At 31.4% G+C, this 15,523-nt stretch carries 20 protein-coding genes; 15 read left to right on the forward strand and 5 right to left on the reverse strand.

Annotated features, from left to right (window positions below):
- The 4 genes from K5781_RS01300 to K5781_RS01315 all read left to right on the forward strand — a co-directional run bounded on the left by K5781_RS01300 (position 1) and on the right by K5781_RS01315 (position 3,539).
- A complete protein-coding gene (locus K5781_RS01300) occupies positions 1–930 on the forward strand; it encodes a type II secretion system F family protein (protein ID WP_297439900.1) in 930 nt (309 codons plus the stop codon).
- Between the two features lie 271 nt (positions 931–1,201).
- Complete coding sequence (locus K5781_RS01305) at positions 1,202–2,047, forward strand: TrmB family transcriptional regulator (RefSeq protein ID WP_297439903.1); 846 nt, start codon at positions 1,202–1,204, stop codon at positions 2,045–2,047.
- An 87-nt stretch (positions 2,048–2,134) separates the two neighbouring features.
- Positions 2,135–2,632 carry a HEAT repeat domain-containing protein gene (locus K5781_RS01310; protein ID WP_297439905.1) on the forward strand — a complete coding sequence of 166 codons (498 nt, stop codon included), beginning with the start codon at positions 2,135–2,137 and terminating at the stop codon, positions 2,630–2,632.
- 112 nt (positions 2,633–2,744) lie between these two features.
- On the forward strand, positions 2,745–3,539 hold the full coding sequence (locus tag K5781_RS01315; protein ID WP_297439907.1) for a histidine kinase: 795 nt from the start codon (positions 2,745–2,747) through the stop codon (positions 3,537–3,539).
- Positions 3,540–3,567: 28 nt separating this feature from the next.
- Here the strand turns inward: K5781_RS01315 and K5781_RS01320 are convergent, their stop codons facing one another.
- The gene (locus K5781_RS01320) at positions 3,568–4,188 is read right to left on the reverse strand and encodes a transcriptional regulator (RefSeq protein ID WP_297439909.1); all 621 of its coding nucleotides are present in this window, start codon (positions 4,186–4,188) and stop codon (positions 3,568–3,570) included.
- Positions 4,189–4,441: 253 nt separating this feature from the next.
- Here K5781_RS01320 and K5781_RS01325 point away from each other — a divergent pair, with 253 nt between their 5' ends.
- From K5781_RS01325 to K5781_RS01335, 3 genes are all read left to right on the forward strand, one after another.
- On the forward strand, positions 4,442–4,996 hold the full coding sequence (locus K5781_RS01325) for a hypothetical protein (protein ID WP_297439911.1): 555 nt from the start codon (positions 4,442–4,444) through the stop codon (positions 4,994–4,996).
- Positions 4,997–5,072: 76 nt separating this feature from the next.
- On the forward strand, positions 5,073–6,140 hold the full coding sequence (locus K5781_RS01330; protein ID WP_297439913.1) for a DMT family transporter: 1,068 nt from the start codon (positions 5,073–5,075) through the stop codon (positions 6,138–6,140).
- A 202-nt stretch (positions 6,141–6,342) separates the two neighbouring features.
- Positions 6,343–7,191 (forward strand): helix-turn-helix domain-containing protein, encoded by an 849-nt coding sequence (locus K5781_RS01335; RefSeq protein ID WP_297439915.1) that lies wholly within the window; start codon positions 6,343–6,345, stop codon positions 7,189–7,191.
- 97 nt (positions 7,192–7,288) lie between these two features.
- On the opposite strand, the gene K5781_RS01340 is transcribed toward K5781_RS01335, so the two are convergent.
- Positions 7,289–7,690, reverse strand: coding sequence for a DUF2203 domain-containing protein (locus K5781_RS01340; RefSeq protein ID WP_297439917.1), 402 nt, complete (start codon positions 7,688–7,690; stop codon positions 7,289–7,291).
- 70 nt (positions 7,691–7,760) lie between these two features.
- Between K5781_RS01340 and K5781_RS01345 the strand changes: the two genes are divergently transcribed.
- Positions 7,761–8,039 carry a hypothetical protein gene (locus K5781_RS01345; protein WP_297439919.1) on the forward strand — a complete coding sequence of 93 codons (279 nt, stop codon included), beginning with the start codon at positions 7,761–7,763 and terminating at the stop codon, positions 8,037–8,039.
- Positions 8,036–8,434: a pyridoxamine 5'-phosphate oxidase family protein gene (locus K5781_RS01350; protein WP_297439921.1), complete on the forward strand. Its 399-nt coding sequence runs from the start codon at positions 8,036–8,038 to the stop codon at positions 8,432–8,434. The genes K5781_RS01345 and K5781_RS01350 overlap by 4 nt, the downstream gene beginning before the upstream one ends.
- Here the strand turns inward: K5781_RS01350 and K5781_RS01355 are convergent.
- Entirely contained in the window at positions 8,431–8,796 is a 366-nt protein-coding gene (locus K5781_RS01355; protein WP_297439923.1) for a response regulator, read from the reverse strand. The genes K5781_RS01350 and K5781_RS01355 overlap by 4 nt on opposite strands.
- Before the next feature lie 140 nt (positions 8,797–8,936).
- On the opposite strand from K5781_RS01355, the gene K5781_RS01360 reads away from it, so the two are divergent.
- A complete protein-coding gene (locus K5781_RS01360; protein ID WP_297439925.1) occupies positions 8,937–9,215 on the forward strand; it encodes a peptidylprolyl isomerase in 279 nt (92 codons plus the stop codon).
- A 1-nt stretch (position 9,216) separates the two neighbouring features.
- On the opposite strand, the gene K5781_RS01365 is transcribed toward K5781_RS01360, so the two are convergent.
- Positions 9,217–9,363: a hypothetical protein gene (locus K5781_RS01365; protein WP_297439927.1), complete on the reverse strand. Its 147-nt coding sequence runs from the start codon at positions 9,361–9,363 to the stop codon at positions 9,217–9,219.
- Positions 9,364–9,470: 107 nt separating this feature from the next.
- Between K5781_RS01365 and K5781_RS01370 the strand changes: the two genes are divergently transcribed.
- A complete protein-coding gene (locus K5781_RS01370; protein WP_297439929.1) occupies positions 9,471–9,740 on the forward strand; it encodes a hypothetical protein in 270 nt (89 codons plus the stop codon).
- On the opposite strand, the gene K5781_RS01375 is transcribed toward K5781_RS01370, so the two are convergent.
- Positions 9,737–11,245 (reverse strand): DEAD/DEAH box helicase, encoded by a 1,509-nt coding sequence (locus tag K5781_RS01375; protein ID WP_297439931.1) that lies wholly within the window; start codon positions 11,243–11,245, stop codon positions 9,737–9,739. The two genes, K5781_RS01370 and K5781_RS01375, sit on opposite strands and share 4 nt — an antisense overlap.
- Before the next feature lie 204 nt (positions 11,246–11,449).
- On the opposite strand from K5781_RS01375, the gene K5781_RS01380 reads away from it, so the two are divergent.
- The 4 genes from K5781_RS01380 to tpiA are packed head-to-tail and all read left to right on the forward strand — an operon-like array spanning position 11,450 to position 15,492.
- A complete protein-coding gene (locus K5781_RS01380) occupies positions 11,450–11,935 on the forward strand; it encodes a dCMP deaminase family protein (protein ID WP_297439933.1) in 486 nt (161 codons plus the stop codon).
- A gap of 4 nt (positions 11,936–11,939) precedes the next feature.
- Positions 11,940–14,498: a DNA-directed DNA polymerase I gene (locus tag K5781_RS01385; RefSeq protein WP_297439935.1), complete on the forward strand. Its 2,559-nt coding sequence runs from the start codon at positions 11,940–11,942 to the stop codon at positions 14,496–14,498.
- A gap of 8 nt (positions 14,499–14,506) precedes the next feature.
- Positions 14,507–14,791 carry a SemiSWEET family transporter gene (locus tag K5781_RS01390; RefSeq protein WP_297439937.1) on the forward strand — a complete coding sequence of 95 codons (285 nt, stop codon included), beginning with the start codon at positions 14,507–14,509 and terminating at the stop codon, positions 14,789–14,791.
- A 44-nt stretch (positions 14,792–14,835) separates the two neighbouring features.
- Entirely contained in the window at positions 14,836–15,492 is a 657-nt protein-coding gene (tpiA, locus tag K5781_RS01395) for a triose-phosphate isomerase (RefSeq protein ID WP_297439939.1), read from the forward strand.
- Positions 15,493–15,523 lie beyond the last annotated feature (31 nt).

Consider the following 15,523-nt stretch of genomic DNA (forward strand, 5'->3'; position numbering starts at 1 on the left):
ATGGAAGTAGTAAAAAGAAAGAATACAAAAAAACAGAATCAAAAAAAGTTCAGGGCACTAGAACCTAAGGAATCCATACTTAGTAATAACATACTAAGAACAATTGCATTTTCTTTGATTGGTTCAATTAGCGTTCTATCAATGAGTTTTTATTTATCAGAATTTTCAAATTCTACAACAATTAGAGACGTAGGTTTAATTTTTGGAATCATGGTAGGTATCATTCCATTAACAATTCATCAACTAAAAGAAGTTCAGAGGAGAGACAACATAGATAGGAATCTTCCAGTATTTTTACTGGCATTATTGAGTTCTGTTCAAAGTGGAGCCAATTTGATAAAAGCCATAGAACAAGCAGGAGAAAGAAATCTCGGAGCTTTAACTCCAGAATTAAAAAATTTAAGAGCAAATATCAGTTGGGGAACACCCATTGAAGAGGCTTTTGAGAATTTTGCAGAAAGAACTGGAACCAGAGTTTCTAGAAGAGTGACGGTTTTACTTGAAATGGCCATGAAGATTGGAGGAGATGTCACTGAGAATTTGGAAATGATACAAAAACATGTATCAGAAATGCAAAACATAGAAAAAAGCAGAAAATCAGCACTTGCGCCTTATACATATACAATATACATTTCGTTTGGAGTATTTTTGGCAGTTGCAGTATTACTAACAACCAGTTTCTTTACTGAAATAGAAAAAGTGCAAGACGGATTACTTGCATCAGGCAGTGGAACTGAAGGATTGTTTGGGTCATTGGCCAGCATGGAAATAGAAAAATTAGAATCAGCATTGTTTAACATGGCAATTATTGAGGCCCTATTTGGAGGGCTGGCGGCAGGAAAGATAGGTGCGGGGTCATATGTTGCAGGCACAAAACATGTAGTAGTAATGATAGTCATAGCAGTAATTGCATTTAACATTCCATTATAAAATACAAAAGAGACATTTTTCAAAAAAATTGTACAATATGAAAGTTATTTGTCATAACATAATAGGATAATAACATGATATGTTGTATTTTTAAAATAATACAATTTTTTTTTGTTTGTAATATTTCATACAAGCACACGCTTTAGTTCTAAACAATCTTTTAGAAAGTACCAAAAATGGAAATCAAACATGTCAAGGTACTAAGAAGTTATACGAAAGTACTAAATGCAATCACACAAAACGAGCCTAGGGTAAAGAGGATGATAAATTGATGTCTTATCAAGAAAACGTAACTGGTATTGCATCCGAACTAGAAGAGATTTTAGATTTAGATGATTTAGAAGCCAAAGTTTATCTTAATTTACTCAGAGCAGGTCCAATCACTGCAAGTGCCCTTGCAAAAGAACTCGATATAGATAGAGCAAGAATGTACAGAACAGTAGACAAACTAGTAAGTAGAAATATTATTTCAACGACACTATCTAGCCCAAAATTATGTATCGCTGCTGATCCGCATGATGCATTGAAAATTGCATTAGGGAAAAAAGAAGACGAAGTAAATAAAATCAAAAAACCAGGAGAAGCAATAATCGATAAGATCAATAATGAAATTACAACCAATCAAACAAGCGCAATTCCGACATTCAGAGTTGTTCAAGGACGACAAAATATCTATGCAGATATTGCAAACTTGATTGAAAATTCCACAGGAATCACATACATTGCAACAACATTAGATGATGTATCAAGAATGTATCATAGCACAATTCCTGAAAAAATTAGCATATGTGAAAAAAATGGGGGAAAAGTAAGATTACTGGTAGATATGACAGAGCCAAAACTAGCACCATTTGTAAAAAGATTCAATGCAACAGAAACTAGAATAGGTAAACTTCCATCTAAAGGCAGAATGGTTGTTCAAATAGATAAAAAAATGATCATGTCAGACTCTGCAGCATCTTCTCAAAATTCAAACGCAGATAATGATTTTTCACTATGTACAAATTCATCAGAAATGGTAGATAATATTTTTACACTATGTACATTCCTGTGGGACTCATCAAAACCACTTAAAACCATAGACGTAAAGAATTTTGTTAGAAAAACAAAGAGTTAAGAAATAAGAACATAAAGTAGGAATTTCATAAAAACTGAGCCTAAGAAAACCGAAATCGTTAAAAGGAAGCAATTCCCAATTTTGGAAATGGCAATAGAAGTATTTGATGAAAATAAAATGAGAGAACTATCAGATGAAGATAGGTTTCATTTATGTGAAAAAATTTTGAAAAATGAAGAAGATGAATCTAAACGTTGGGATGCAGTATGGCTAATAGGAGAATTAGCAGAAGGCAAAACAGAAAAAGATCCAATGTTCAACAGAGTCGCAGATGTAATAGAATGGGTAATGAAACATGACAACAATGGAGTTGTAAAACATGAAGCATCATTTCAAATTGCAGCAAGAAACATGAGATCCAAAATTCCAGTCCTAATTGATTCAGCATTAAACAGCGAAAGTGTGTTAACAAAACATGAATCAATAGAATCATTAGGATTAATGAGAGCATTTGAAGTTGAAGATCTAATAAAAGAAGCATTAAAAGATCCTAGTATCGACGTGAGAGAAACTGCAGAGTTTGTCTTAAAGCGATTTGCAAGAATGAAAAATCAAGGCGAATACAAACCATATAATATTTTATAACTTGTTTTTGTTACAAACTTTTAGTGTAAAAAATCAAGTTTGGTAGTGATTAAAAATTCACCCGGAATAGATTTAACAATATAAAATATTGAAAAATATGAAGGAACCAGGAATGGACTCCAATGAAGTACCAGACATAGTTCCAGACAAAATCAAAAGTCCATACGATTATAAAATATTCATCATAATTGCAGCAATCGTCATTTCATTTCACATGATTATTAATTTTGGAATTTCAGAGGAAAATGCAGATTCGATTGCATCAATTTTTTCATTTTTAAATCCACTAATTGTTTCAGTTATTGGATTTTCAATTGCCATAAGATACAGAAAATCGATGGTGTTTGGAAAATCATATTTTGCTTTAGCAATTGGATATTTAGGAATATTTCTAGGCGAAGTCACCTACATGATTTATGATATTGTTTTCAATATTGAACCATTTCCATCAATTGCAGACGTATTCTTTTTCATGCAATATCCATTGCTATTAATACATCTGATTTTAAATATCAGATTTTTCACACCAAAAATCAATACTAAATCAAAGATATGGATAGTATTAATGCCAATTTTAGTTCTCATAGGATATTCAGCAATTTCAATTATTGAAGCTGACATAGGCATTTTAGAATTTGATTTTTACTATGGAGCAATTTTTGTATATTTTTCATCTTTAACTTTAAGTTTCGCAGTATTAGGCGCCATAATTTTCAAAGAAGGTGCAATTGGAAAAGCATGGTTCCTTCTAGTAATCGGAATTTTGTTTAACACCATTGGAGACACGTGGTACTATAACTTAGAATTATTTGATGCATATGATCTTCTACATCCAGTAAACATGTTTTGGTATGCAGGCTATTGGTTAGTAATGTATGCATTAGTTAAACACAAAAAAACGATTTAGAAATACATCATATTTAAAAATACAAATCTTAACAAGAAATTTGTACAGTTTGAATAATTGAACTTTCAGCTAACAAGCTTTTCTTTAGTTGAATTTTAACTGCAACATTATTTTTTACAATATCAACTTTGACATTATCAAAAATAGTTTCATATTTTTTGACTTTTTTACCATCATGTGCAAGTTCAAATCCATTTGAAACCAACAATCCATTGTTAATCAAATAATTTATTTTTCTATAACCAGATGTTTGAGGAATTTTACAAGTTTCCAATATTTTTGCAATGATCAATGACTCATCCATTACAGAACCCAAAATGGCTTTTTTGTCCTGATCTGCAAAAGATTCTAAGAAAACTTTTGATAATTCAGGATCTTTTATAGAAACCCAATTAGAAACAGATTGTTTGGATTGTTCAATATCGACAATTTTTTGTAAGAATTTTTGTTCTAATCCGTCAGCCCCAGCTCCAAAAAATTCTCTTAAAACGCTATCAAATTTATGGAAATTTTTAATCGCTTGAACTAAACCGAGACCATGTCTTTCCATCAATCGGTCTTCGATTTTATTCAAAGTTTCTTTACCTAAATTTTCTTCAATAGATTTCCTTAATGATGGAACAAGTAGGTTGTCTAATCCATTTTCCATTATCAAATTTGGAATCAACATGGATAATAAGTAATATGTCAAAACTTTTGTGACAAACATTCCTTTTTATATCAATTTTTCATCGGAATGGATCATTGTTTAGAGGGTTTTCCGATCACAATTAACTACATTGTAACTAATTGTACAATGTTGTAAGTATCGAAAATAACATACTAATCCATATCACCAAATTTGGAAATAAGATATCAGACAAGATGGAAATTAGTATGAAAGTATATCAGGAGAAACATAATTGACTGCGCAAGAAAAACAAATGTTAAAGAAAACAGACAATGTATCAATTAGAATTGATTCTGATCTAAGTAACAAATTGCATGAAAAATGTGTCGAACAAAAAATCAGCCTAAACACACTCATCAACCATCTCTTAGAAAAACAAGTGAATTGGTACGAATTAATTGCAGAGATGGGTTGGGTTTCAATGTTCAGATCAACATTCAGAGAACTAGCAGATTCAATTCCTAAAGATAAAATTGAAAAAATTGCTACAACTACGGGTACATCAGAGTTAAAAAATTCATTGAATTATCTTTATGGATATATTGACTTAGATTCAATTTTAGATTTATTTAAAAAAAGATGTCTCAGTACAAATGTTCAATATAGAGAAATGGTAGTAAATGGGACCAAAAAAATCATCATCCAACATGATTTAGGAAAAAACTGGCCATTGTTAATTGTAGGTCAAATGAATTCAATTTTGAATGAGATAGGATATAGAACAATTAATGAAGAATATAACAACATAGGATTTTCATTTGAAATTATTAAAACGGAGGAATTGTGAAGTAATAGGCTCGAAAATACCAGATAATCAAGGATCCACCTATTAAGGATAATCTTATTTCCAAATATGGGAATCAATGATACCTAGAACAATTTCTTTAAAGAAACCCAAATACGGATATTATTTCATAATATTAGCAGCTGCATTATCCGCATTAATTCATGTTATTTCAAAACCAATGCTTGAAAATTCAGAATATTCTGTAGAAATAAACCCAATAGTAATGGCATTTTTGATATATTTCATATGTGGAATTTTCTTTACTCCATTATCGAAAAAATCTCATTCCATTTCCAAATTTGGAAAAAAAGATTGGATGTTTATGGGATTAATAGGCATATCAGAAGTTTCAGCATTGATTACATATTTTTACGGATTATCAACATCTACTGCTGTAAATGCATCAATTTTTAGTAATAGTGAAATAATTTTTGCCTTGATCATTGCAATGTTAGTGTTTAAAGAAAAATTACGTATTAAAGAATGCATTCCATTTTCAATGATCATAATTGGAATGATGGTAATTCCAATAGCAAATGATTTGGCTCAAAATAATTTTAGTTTTGGTAGCATGGTAACGGGAGATATCTTAATCATATTTTCAGGATTTTTGTATGCAGTAGATATTACACTTTGTAAATATGTCGGAGATAGATTTGATGTTAAACGAGTAACGCAGATTGTATCATTTGTTTGTGCAGCTGTAGCAATTTTTGTGATTGCAATGTTTCAAATTCCAATGGATATAGACATAGCACAATTGCCAGGAATACTCATAATGTCAATTCTCGGAACAGGAATGTCCACATTGTTTTTTTTGATAGGACTGAAACTTATCGGGGCAGTCAGAACAGTTTTGTTATATTCAACAACATCAGTGTTCGGAGTATTATTTTCAGGACTGATGTTAGCAGAAACAATTTCAACCACAGATATCATTTCATTGATTTTAGTTTTATCAGGAATATTCTTGTTAAGAAACAAATTAGCAGAAGGGGAAGATGAAATAAATGAAGAAACTTCGATATCAAACATAGCAAAAAACAAAGTTTCCGCAAACAGAGGAAAACATGTTCCAAAATCATCCACATATCAAAAAATTGAAGAAAGAGTTATTTTCCAAAGTTGGATAGGTGCAGGCTAGGCTCAAAAAGTCATTTCAAATAATGAGAATATCAAAAAATATCAGATCATAATACAAAAAAAGGGAAAAACAAAATGTGTCAAAAAAATCTAGGCGTAAAAAAATAGTTTTTTTGAGTATTATTTTCAATTGTAGTGATTTGTAGTTAATTGTATACGATTGAACGATCACGCTTTTAAGACAACAGCGATCATTTCCATTAATGGTAATCATGGCAAATACAATGCAGTTAGGCAATTTCCCAGTAGACAAAGCAAATTACGAAGAGATTAGAGATGCATTAGTAGGATTCGGATTAACTCCTAATCAAAGCAAAGTATTCTTTTACTTAGGAAAGATTGGTGCAAAAACTGCCTCAGACATTGCAAAAGCAGTCAACATTCCAAGAAGTGAGACATATCATCTTCTCACAGCACTTCAGAATAAAGGAATTGTAGAAGCTTCATTTCAACATCCAATTCAATTTACAGCATTATCAATTAAAAAAGCAGTAAATTTGTTAATCAGTACTGAAACAGAACGTCTCAATAAACTCAAAAAATCAGGACCAGTACTAGAAGAAATTTGGGAAAAAATCCCAGGAGCAGAATCAACTGAAGAAGACGAAAGTGAAGAAAAATTCAAAGTATTACAAGGAGGAAATCAAGTGAACAGTAAAATCTTCGACATGATTTTAAATGCAAAAAAAGAATGCAGAATTTTGGGTTCGGAAAAAGATTTTATGAAATTTTATCATGCAAATTTTCTTGATGCATTAGAAGAACGAGATATTGATTATAAATTATTGACACCAATTTCAAAAAAATCAAAATATATTTTTGAAGATATTGATCAATCAAAAATTAAAAAATTATGCTCATCAGTTAAAGAAAATTTGTGCTTTTTAATCAAAGATGATGATGAAGTGTTGTTCTTTATCAAAAATGAGGGGAACAATAAAGAAATGAGAGCTATTTGGACAAATTCTGAAACAATCATCTATTCTAAAGCATTGTTGTTTAACAGTATTTGGTCAAAAACAGATTCAGCAGAGGTAGATGATAATGAGTAGATGTAGTTGTGGATACAGTACCAAATGCAGAGATGATTTTTGTGAACATCTTGCAAGCACTTGGAATGATCTTCGAGAAATTCACAATTTGAACTATTCAAACTAATGAATCATCACTAACTTCAATAGGTTTTCTTCCCATAAATCCAGAATCTTTTTCATGCCAGAATTTAATCTCAGTTTCACCATATTTCCAACAAAGCCATATTTCTTCATCAAATCTTTTTGAAGGAAAATCTAGTAATCCCTGTTCGATACTTTTGACTACTACTCCCGTGTTTTCCAATATTTCTACAGATTCATAAAATTTGGTAATTGCCGAATTAAGTTTCTGTTTTAAATTCACATAAGATTCAAAAGAGTTGGTTGCAGAAATACTAATTTGTAATTCATGTTCGATTTTCTTTACTTCGGTATTTTTTGCTAATGCATATTCATATTTTTTTACAACATCAGGTAAAGCAGAATTTGCTTCAGCAGGAGTGAAATAGGAAAACATGTATCTTCTCAAAAGAAATAGATTAAAAATCTTAGGTGAGATTTATTAAGATACCAAATAGAAATTGTTTATGAGTGAAGATCAATTAGAGGCATTAATTGTACAAGTAATTAATGGTGCAGTTACCACAATTCCATCATATTTAGACGAAATTAAAGAAAATAAAGAAGTGTTGAAAGTAGAAAACCCACAAGAATTTGTCTATGGCATAGTAATGGGCATGGCATTGGGAATGGGAGGTGCAATTCTTAGCGCACAAAAAGAAACACCAACAGAAGAAGATCAAATGAAGATTAGAGATATTGTTTACAAACACATTCCAGATATTAGAGAAAGAATTTTCAATTGAAAAAATTTACAGAGAAAGAAAAAATATTTCTTAATTCAATAGAAGAAGCAAGAATTGCCACATCACATGACAATATTCCACATGTAAAGCCAGTGTCTTTCATATTAGTTGGAAATGAAATAATTGTAGCCACAGATTACAACACTCGTACATTTTCAAATATTAAATCAAATACAAAAATAGGTATTGTGATGGATGTTTACAAATCAGGAAACCATAAAGCAGTATGCATTCAAGGAAATTGTGAAATAGTTGAAACCGGAGAAGAATTTAACAAACTTTATGATATTTTTTATAAAAAATTCTCATGGGTGAGAAAAGATCCATGGAAAGAAAAAGAAGCACCGTTTTTGAAAATTAATCCAACGAACAAAACAAGTTGGGGAATTAATTAAGAGACCACTTCTTGTTCAATTTGTGACAACAAACTCTGAACGGAAATGGGTTTTTTTAACACTGAACGTATACCTAGATTCAGTAATTCTTGTTCCTGTACCATACTCATTTCAAGAGCGCTGACAATCACAACTTTAGCTAGTTCAGTAGGACGCCTATGCTTCAAATCTAAAAGGAAATCCACTCCACTATATTTTGGCATACACATATCAAGCAAAATTAGGTCATAATCGTTGTAAACTGCTAATTCTAAACCAGCTCTTCCATCAGAAACACTATCAAAATCATAATTTTTTGTAGATAAAATATCTGCAAAAATTTGACTTATTTCAGTCACATCTTCAACATGAAGAATCTTCATACTTTATGAAAGGATTCAAAATTGATAAAAACAAGTTTGCTCATTTGAACAAACTAGAAGATTTATCAAAAAAGAAAGTAATTTCAATCTTATAGAAAAATTCCGAACAAATAAACACATGAAAAATATTACAAAAACAAATGAGTAATAAGATAAAATGCTCCCATATCCTGGTTGAAAAACAAAGTGAAGCATTAGCAATTTTAGAGAAGATCAAGAAAGGGGAAAAGTTTGGCAAAATGGCAAAAGAATTTTCGACAGATACAGGCAGCGGTAAGAAAGAAGGAAGTTTAGGTTATTTTACAAAAGGAATGATGGTAAAACCATTTGAAGAAGCTGCATTTAAACTTCAAGTTGGAGAAATTTCTGAACCCGTAAAATCAGAATTTGGATATCATATTATCAAGAGATTTGCTTGATCTAAGAAGATTTTGATTTTAGTGCTTTTTCAAAATCATCGTTAATTTTTTGGCTGATTTTTTCATAATCATCTTTTATTGCCTTATGGAGTTTTTTTTCTTTTTCAATCAAAGTTTTCATTTCTTCAGATTTGTCAACTTTAGGCATACTAAAAAAACAAAAAATATAGTTTAGAAGATGATTATCAATTTACATACCTAAAAAACCAAAATAAAATACACAACATTTTTTGCAGTTTAAATCAAACATAAAACATGGTTTTAAATGAAAAAATATTAGATGAAATCCTAATCCATTTAGATGATTCAATGAACATTCTTGCAAAAGATGCATTTGAGAATTTAGAGTTTACAAAAAGCACTCAAGTAGAAGAATTTCTTCAAAGTCAATTTGATACCAGATTAGAAAATTTACTAACTGCCAAAAAAAGCAGCATACATCATTTAGAATCAGGCATGAAAAACAAAATAATACAAAGAAAACAATCTATTTTGGACAGAATTACAAGCCAATTTAACAATTAAAGAAATGCATCCAAACCAGATTTTTTAGATTTTATTTCTTGGTTCTTTTCTAAAACTTTGGTCATTTTATCACCCATGGATTTTGCCGCAGTCATTTTCCTTTTTCCAATCCAATAATATGTTTCATCAATAGTGTTTTTTGCAATTAGCACCACAAGCTTTCCAGTATCTTTTCTGCCAGTTCTCCCACGTCTTTGAATATGTCTAACAGAGCTTGGTACATTATCATAAAAAATTACCTGATTAACTTCTGCAATATCCAATCCTTCTTCACCAACACGTGTTGCAATCAAAACACGGAAAAGGCCATCTCGAAAATTCTGCACTGTTTCAATCTGTTTCTTTTGTTTTAAACCAGTATCACCTGTCTTACCAATTAAAATTCCAGAGGGAATTCCAAGTTCGTTAAGTTTCTCATGAATTAGATTTACTGAATCCCTATAGCTTGTAAAAATTAATGCCTTACCAGGAACAGACTCAATAATTTCTTTAAGTTTTGGAATTTTAGAATGTTCAATTCCCTTTGATTGGGCTTCATTAGCTAATTGAATAGCACGAGTAAAATTAGGATCAATTTCAAATAATTCTTTGACGCCAACACCTTTTTTTGCTTTAGCTCTCTCACAAAATTTTAGAAAAGGAGTAATGCCATGAGCTTCAAGCATGTTTAGAGCATAATGAATTCTGATTGCAGTAAACAAGGGTTTTGCAGAACGCCTATTCTGATTAAGAACAAATTGCCTAATTCGCAGTAGTGCAGAAAGAGATTGTTGCTCTGCCAATTTTATTCCATTTTTTCGTAAAATGTCATATCTCTCATCTAATGCGGATTTCAATAGTTTTTGTATTGATTTTAATTCATAGGGAAGTTCTACGTTTATCCATTCAGTATTGGTTTCCTGTGTGTATGGTTTTACATCAGGACTGTCTTCTGTCCGCTCAGCCACACTAGATATGCGTAATCTTGTTAAAATTTCAGTGGCTTTTTCCTTTTCACTTGGCAATGTAGCAGTCATTCCAAGAATTCTGGCTGAGGAATGTTCAAACCAATCAGATATTCCCGAATATGCATAGTCCCCTATAGTTCTGTGAACTTCATCAAAAATAACTAAATTGAATTGATCAGGGGAAACAATTTTTCTATTCAAATCATTTCGGGCAATTTCAGGAGTTGCACATACAATGCTGTTGTTCCAGAGTTTAGTTCGTTTTTGAATGGTGTCCTCACCAGTAATTAGAGATATGTCATCCAAAGTCAAATTATTTTTTAAAAACTCATAGTGTTGATTTACTAAGACTCTAGTTGGAGCTAAAAACAAGATACCGCCAGTACCCTTTGCCAAAAATTCTGAAATAACATGTAATGCCACAGCAGTTTTACCAAGTCCAGTTGGCAAAACAACAATACAATTCTCATCAATTGCTTGATTTGCAAGATTAATTTGATAATCACGTTTTTCGATAGAATTTTTTTTCACATATTTTTTTTCTATGAATTCAGTCATAAGATATTCAAAGATCCAAATTTATTGATTTTATGCTTTCGTATAGGAAAATACTAAGTAACAGTCATTATTTTTTAGAAAACAGATCTCAAATTCAAGTTTGATCGCAAATTAAATCCACATTAGCGTGATCCATATATTGAGCAGACAGACAAGAATCACGTGAACAGTTCTTTTGAGAGGCCAAATTGGGATGAATATTTTATGCTTCAAGCAGAACTGGCCAAGCTTCGTTCTAATTGCATGACAAGACAAGTGGGGGCAGTAATTGTTAGAAACAACAGACAATTAGCAACGGGATATAACGGGACTCCTCCAGGCATCAAAAATTGTTTTGAAGGAGGATGCAAAAGATGTAAACTTAGAATGGAAGGAAAAATCGAATCAGGGGCATCTCTTGATAGATGCCTATGTAATCATGCAGAAGCCAATGCAATCATGCATTGTGCAATACTAGGAATAGAAGCAGGAATTGAAGGAGCTATTCTGTATACCACATTCGTGCCATGTCTAGAATGTACAAAAATGGCAATTACCATTGGCATCAGAAAATTTGTTTGTCTTGACGCATATCCTGAAACAGATTATGATTTACTTAAAGAAGCAGGAGTAGATGTTGTCAGTTTGGATAAAAACAAAATTGCAAAATGGGCAAAAGAACTAGTAAGTAAATACAACAATCCAGAGTGAGAAAATGCAAGTAAATTTGCCAAATACTAAAAAAATAGAGTCAATGCCACCATCAATGTTAGTGTCAGCAACATATGACAACAATTCAAAATCAGCAGTTTTAAAATTCTATGAACCAGAATCAAAAAAATTATTCTTATGGAAAGATGAAATTGGACATAAGCCATATTGTTATTCCAGATTATCACCTGATGAATTGGATTTTCTTCAAGAAAGGGAAGATATTTTGGAAATTAAAACTGTCAAGCGATATGATTTGATGAAAGATAGTGAAATAGACATGTCAAAAATCATCGTAGCAGATCCTCTTGCCATAGGGGGGACATCAGGGGACAAGAGTATAAGAAATGTTATCGAAACATGGGAATCAGACATCAAATATTATGAGAATTATTTGTATGATAGAAAATTAATTGTTGGTAAATATTATGAAATTTCAGACAGTAAAATCAAACAGCATGATTTAGAAATTTCTGACGAAGTAAAACTAGCTCTGAAGAGTTTGCTTTGGGATAAAGTAGATAGTGGAAGTATGGTAGACGAAGAAGAATTCAAAAAATATATTTCAGAATGGGCAGATTTGTTAAACCAACCAATTCCAAAAATAAAGAGATTAAGTGTAGATATCGAAGTAGAAGCAGAGATTGGACGAATACCAGATCCAAAACTTGCAGAAAAAAAGGTAACTGCCATAGGAATGAAGGGCTCAGAAGGATTTGATCAGATTTTTGTGCTCAAAACAGAAGGAACGGATGAAGGAACTAATGAATTAGAGCAAAACATCAAAGTCACATTCTATGATTTAGATAAAGAAAAAGAAATGATTCAAGATGCATTTGAAATAATGAAATCATTTCCATTTGTTCTTACGTATAATGGAGATGAATTTGATTTACCATATCTTTACAACAGAGCAGAAAGATTAGGAGTAAAAAATTCAGACAATCCGTTATACATGATGAGAGATTCTGCCACACTAAAAGAAGGAGTTCATCTTGATTTGTACAAGGTTCTTTCCAATAGATCATTTCAGATCTATGCGTTCAGTCAAAAGTATACAGATTTTTCTCTAAATAGTGTATCAAAAGCTTTGCTGGGTAAAGAAAAGATAGATTACGGATTAGAATTTGACGAACTTTCACTATATCAAACTGCAAATTATTGTTATAATGATGCTCTGTTAACATACGAACTTACTAGCTTTAACAAAGATTTGATGATGGATTTACTTGTAATCATTGCTAGAATTGGAAGAATGCCAATTGACGATATTGCAAGAATGGGAGTTTCTCAATGGATTAGAAGTCTACTATATTATGAACATAGACGAAGAAATTGTTTAATTCCAAAAAGAGAGGAACTGCAAAGAAGATCAGAAGGAGTCATGTCAGATGCAGTGATCAAAGACAAAAAATATCGAGGAGGACTTGTTGTCGAACCAAAAGAAGGAATTCATTTTGATGTGGTCGTAATGGATTTTGCAAGTCTGTATCCAAGCATAATCAAAGTTAGAAATCTGTCATATGAAACCGTAAGATGCTCTCATGAAGAATGTAAAAAAAACACCATACCTCAAACAAACCATTGGGCATGTTCTAAGAGAAATGGGCTAACATCAATGATCATTGGCTCATTAAGAGATTTGAGAGTAAACTACTACAAGAGTCTATCAAAAAAAGAAACACTTACTGATGATCAAAGACAACAGTACACAGTAGTAAGTCAAGCACTTAAGGTGATTCTAAACGCAAGCTATGGAGTAATGGGAGCTGAAATATTTCCCCTGTATTTTCTCCCAGTAGCAGAAGCAACAACAGCTATTGGAAGATATACAATTTTAGAGACAATCAAAAAATGTGAAGGGGCAGGGATCGAGGTCCTATATGGAGACACAGATTCATTATTTATCAAAAACCCAACCAAAGAACAAATTCAGATTGTAATTAATCAAGCAAAAAAAGAACACGGAGTAGATTTAGAAATCGACAAAACATACAGATATTGTGTACTAAGCAACAGAAAGAAAAATTATTTGGGAGTAACAAAGGAGGGCAAAGTAGACGTTAAGGGATTAACAGGAAAAAAATCCCACACACCAGCATTTATCAAAAAATTATTTTATGAATTAATTGATGTTCTAGCTAAAGTTCAGAATATGGAGGATTTTGTTAAAGCAAAACAAGAGATTTCTGAAAAAATTGCAACATGCGGTAAAAAAGTAGAATCAAAAGAAATTCCACTAGAAGATTTGACATTTAATGTGATGTTAAGTAAGGCACCATCAGAATATGTTAAAACAATTCCTCAACACATACGTGCAGCAAAACAGCTAGAATCCATCAGAGAGATAAAAAAAGGGGATAAAATTTCATTCATCAAAATCCTAAACAAACCAGGGGTAAAACCAGTAGAACTAGCAAAAAAAGAAGAAATAGATTCTAAAAAATATATGGAATTTATGGAATCAACGTTAGAACAGATTACATCTTCTATGGATTTAGATTTTGATACAATGTTAGGAAAACCAAAACAGACAGGATTAGATGAATTTTTTTGGAGCTAGAATAAAAAATGGAAGTTGACGGAACACTTCTAACACTATTAGGAATAGCTGCAGGAATTTTGATTTTAATGGGATGGGTAGAACAAATCTACAAAGGGTATAAGACAAAAAGACTAAAAGATGTTTCAAAATTTCTAATGATTTTCATAGCTGCAGGTTCAATTTTATGGCTAATTTACGGAATAATCGTAGAGGACATATTCATCATCGGTACAAACATGTCAGGATTAATTCTAATGATAATTGTACTAGCAATGAAGAAAAGATATGACATTAGAGCAAAGACATCGTAATTATAATGAAGGATTAAATACAATACAAAAAAATTCAAAGAAAGATGTTTGTAATCAATTGTAAAAATTATGAAGAAATTGCGGGGGATAAAATAATTAAATTTGTAAAAACAGCTGAAAAAATTTCTAAAAAATTCAAAATAAAATTGGCAATTTGCCCACCTCAACACCTAATCGGGATAGTTTCAAATAGCACAATACCAATTTTGGCTCAACATGTAGACGTATCCAAAGTGGGAAGTACAACAGGGTTCATCATTCCAGAATTATTAAAAAAGTCCAAAGTGAAAGGATCGTTGATTAATCATAGTGAGCATAGAATTTCAAGTAAAGAAATTGAAAAATTAATTTTAAAATTAAAAGAATTGAAAATGATCTCAATTCTATGTGTCAAAGATGTTCAAGAAGTTAAAAAATATGTTAAGATAAATCCAGATTATATCGCAATAGAACCTCCAGAATTGATTGGATCAGGTAAAGCAGTTTCAAAAGAACAACCAGAATTGATTACAAAGGCAGCAAATGCGATTAAAAATGCAAACAATAGCACAAAACTACTCTGCGGAGCAGGAATTGTTTCAGGAGAAGATGTTTCAAAAGCAATAGAATTAGGATCGAAAGGAATCCTAGTTGCAAGTGGAATTATCAAAGCAAAAGATTGGAACAAAATCATGACTGATTTTGCCAAGTCAATGGTTTAATACCCCCCTTCTAGGATTGGTTAATCGTAAA

The sequence above is a fragment of the Nitrosopumilus sp. genome, from assembly GCF_025699255.1.
GTDB lineage: Archaea > Thermoproteota > Nitrososphaeria > Nitrososphaerales > Nitrosopumilaceae > Nitrosopumilus.

What these genes read in the sequence shown, in the direction of transcription:
- K5781_RS01300 (WP_297439900.1), top strand. Translation starts at nt 1, where the DNA reads ATGGAAGTAGTAAAAAGAAAGAATACAAAAAAACAGAATCAAAAAAAG.
- K5781_RS01305 (WP_297439903.1), top strand. Translation starts at nt 1,202, where the DNA reads ATGTCTTATCAAGAAAACGTAACTGGTATTGCATCCGAACTAGAAGAG.
- K5781_RS01310 (WP_297439905.1), top strand. Translation starts at nt 2,135, where the DNA reads ATGGCAATAGAAGTATTTGATGAAAATAAAATGAGAGAACTATCAGAT.
- K5781_RS01315 (WP_297439907.1), top strand. Translation starts at nt 2,745, where the DNA reads ATGGACTCCAATGAAGTACCAGACATAGTTCCAGACAAAATCAAAAGT.
- K5781_RS01320 (WP_297439909.1), bottom strand. Translation starts at nt 4,188, where the DNA reads ATGGAAAATGGATTAGACAACCTACTTGTTCCATCATTAAGGAAATCT.
- K5781_RS01330 (WP_297439913.1), top strand. Translation starts at nt 5,073, where the DNA reads ATGATACCTAGAACAATTTCTTTAAAGAAACCCAAATACGGATATTAT.
- K5781_RS01335 (WP_297439915.1), top strand. Translation starts at nt 6,343, where the DNA reads ATGGTAATCATGGCAAATACAATGCAGTTAGGCAATTTCCCAGTAGAC.
- K5781_RS01340 (WP_297439917.1), bottom strand. Translation starts at nt 7,690, where the DNA reads ATGTTTTCCTATTTCACTCCTGCTGAAGCAAATTCTGCTTTACCTGAT.
- K5781_RS01345 (WP_297439919.1), top strand. Translation starts at nt 7,761, where the DNA reads ATGAGTGAAGATCAATTAGAGGCATTAATTGTACAAGTAATTAATGGT.
- K5781_RS01355 (WP_297439923.1), bottom strand. Translation starts at nt 8,796, where the DNA reads ATGAAGATTCTTCATGTTGAAGATGTGACTGAAATAAGTCAAATTTTT.
- K5781_RS01360 (WP_297439925.1), top strand. Translation starts at nt 8,937, where the DNA reads ATGAGTAATAAGATAAAATGCTCCCATATCCTGGTTGAAAAACAAAGT.
- K5781_RS01365 (WP_297439927.1), bottom strand. Translation starts at nt 9,363, where the DNA reads ATGCCTAAAGTTGACAAATCTGAAGAAATGAAAACTTTGATTGAAAAA.
- K5781_RS01370 (WP_297439929.1), top strand. Translation starts at nt 9,471, where the DNA reads ATGGTTTTAAATGAAAAAATATTAGATGAAATCCTAATCCATTTAGAT.
- K5781_RS01375 (WP_297439931.1), bottom strand. Translation starts at nt 11,245, where the DNA reads ATGACTGAATTCATAGAAAAAAAATATGTGAAAAAAAATTCTATCGAA.
- K5781_RS01380 (WP_297439933.1), top strand. Translation starts at nt 11,450, where the DNA reads ATGCTTCAAGCAGAACTGGCCAAGCTTCGTTCTAATTGCATGACAAGA.
- K5781_RS01385 (WP_297439935.1), top strand. Translation starts at nt 11,940, where the DNA reads ATGCAAGTAAATTTGCCAAATACTAAAAAAATAGAGTCAATGCCACCA.
- K5781_RS01390 (WP_297439937.1), top strand. Translation starts at nt 14,507, where the DNA reads ATGGAAGTTGACGGAACACTTCTAACACTATTAGGAATAGCTGCAGGA.
- tpiA (WP_297439939.1), top strand. Translation starts at nt 14,836, where the DNA reads ATGTTTGTAATCAATTGTAAAAATTATGAAGAAATTGCGGGGGATAAA.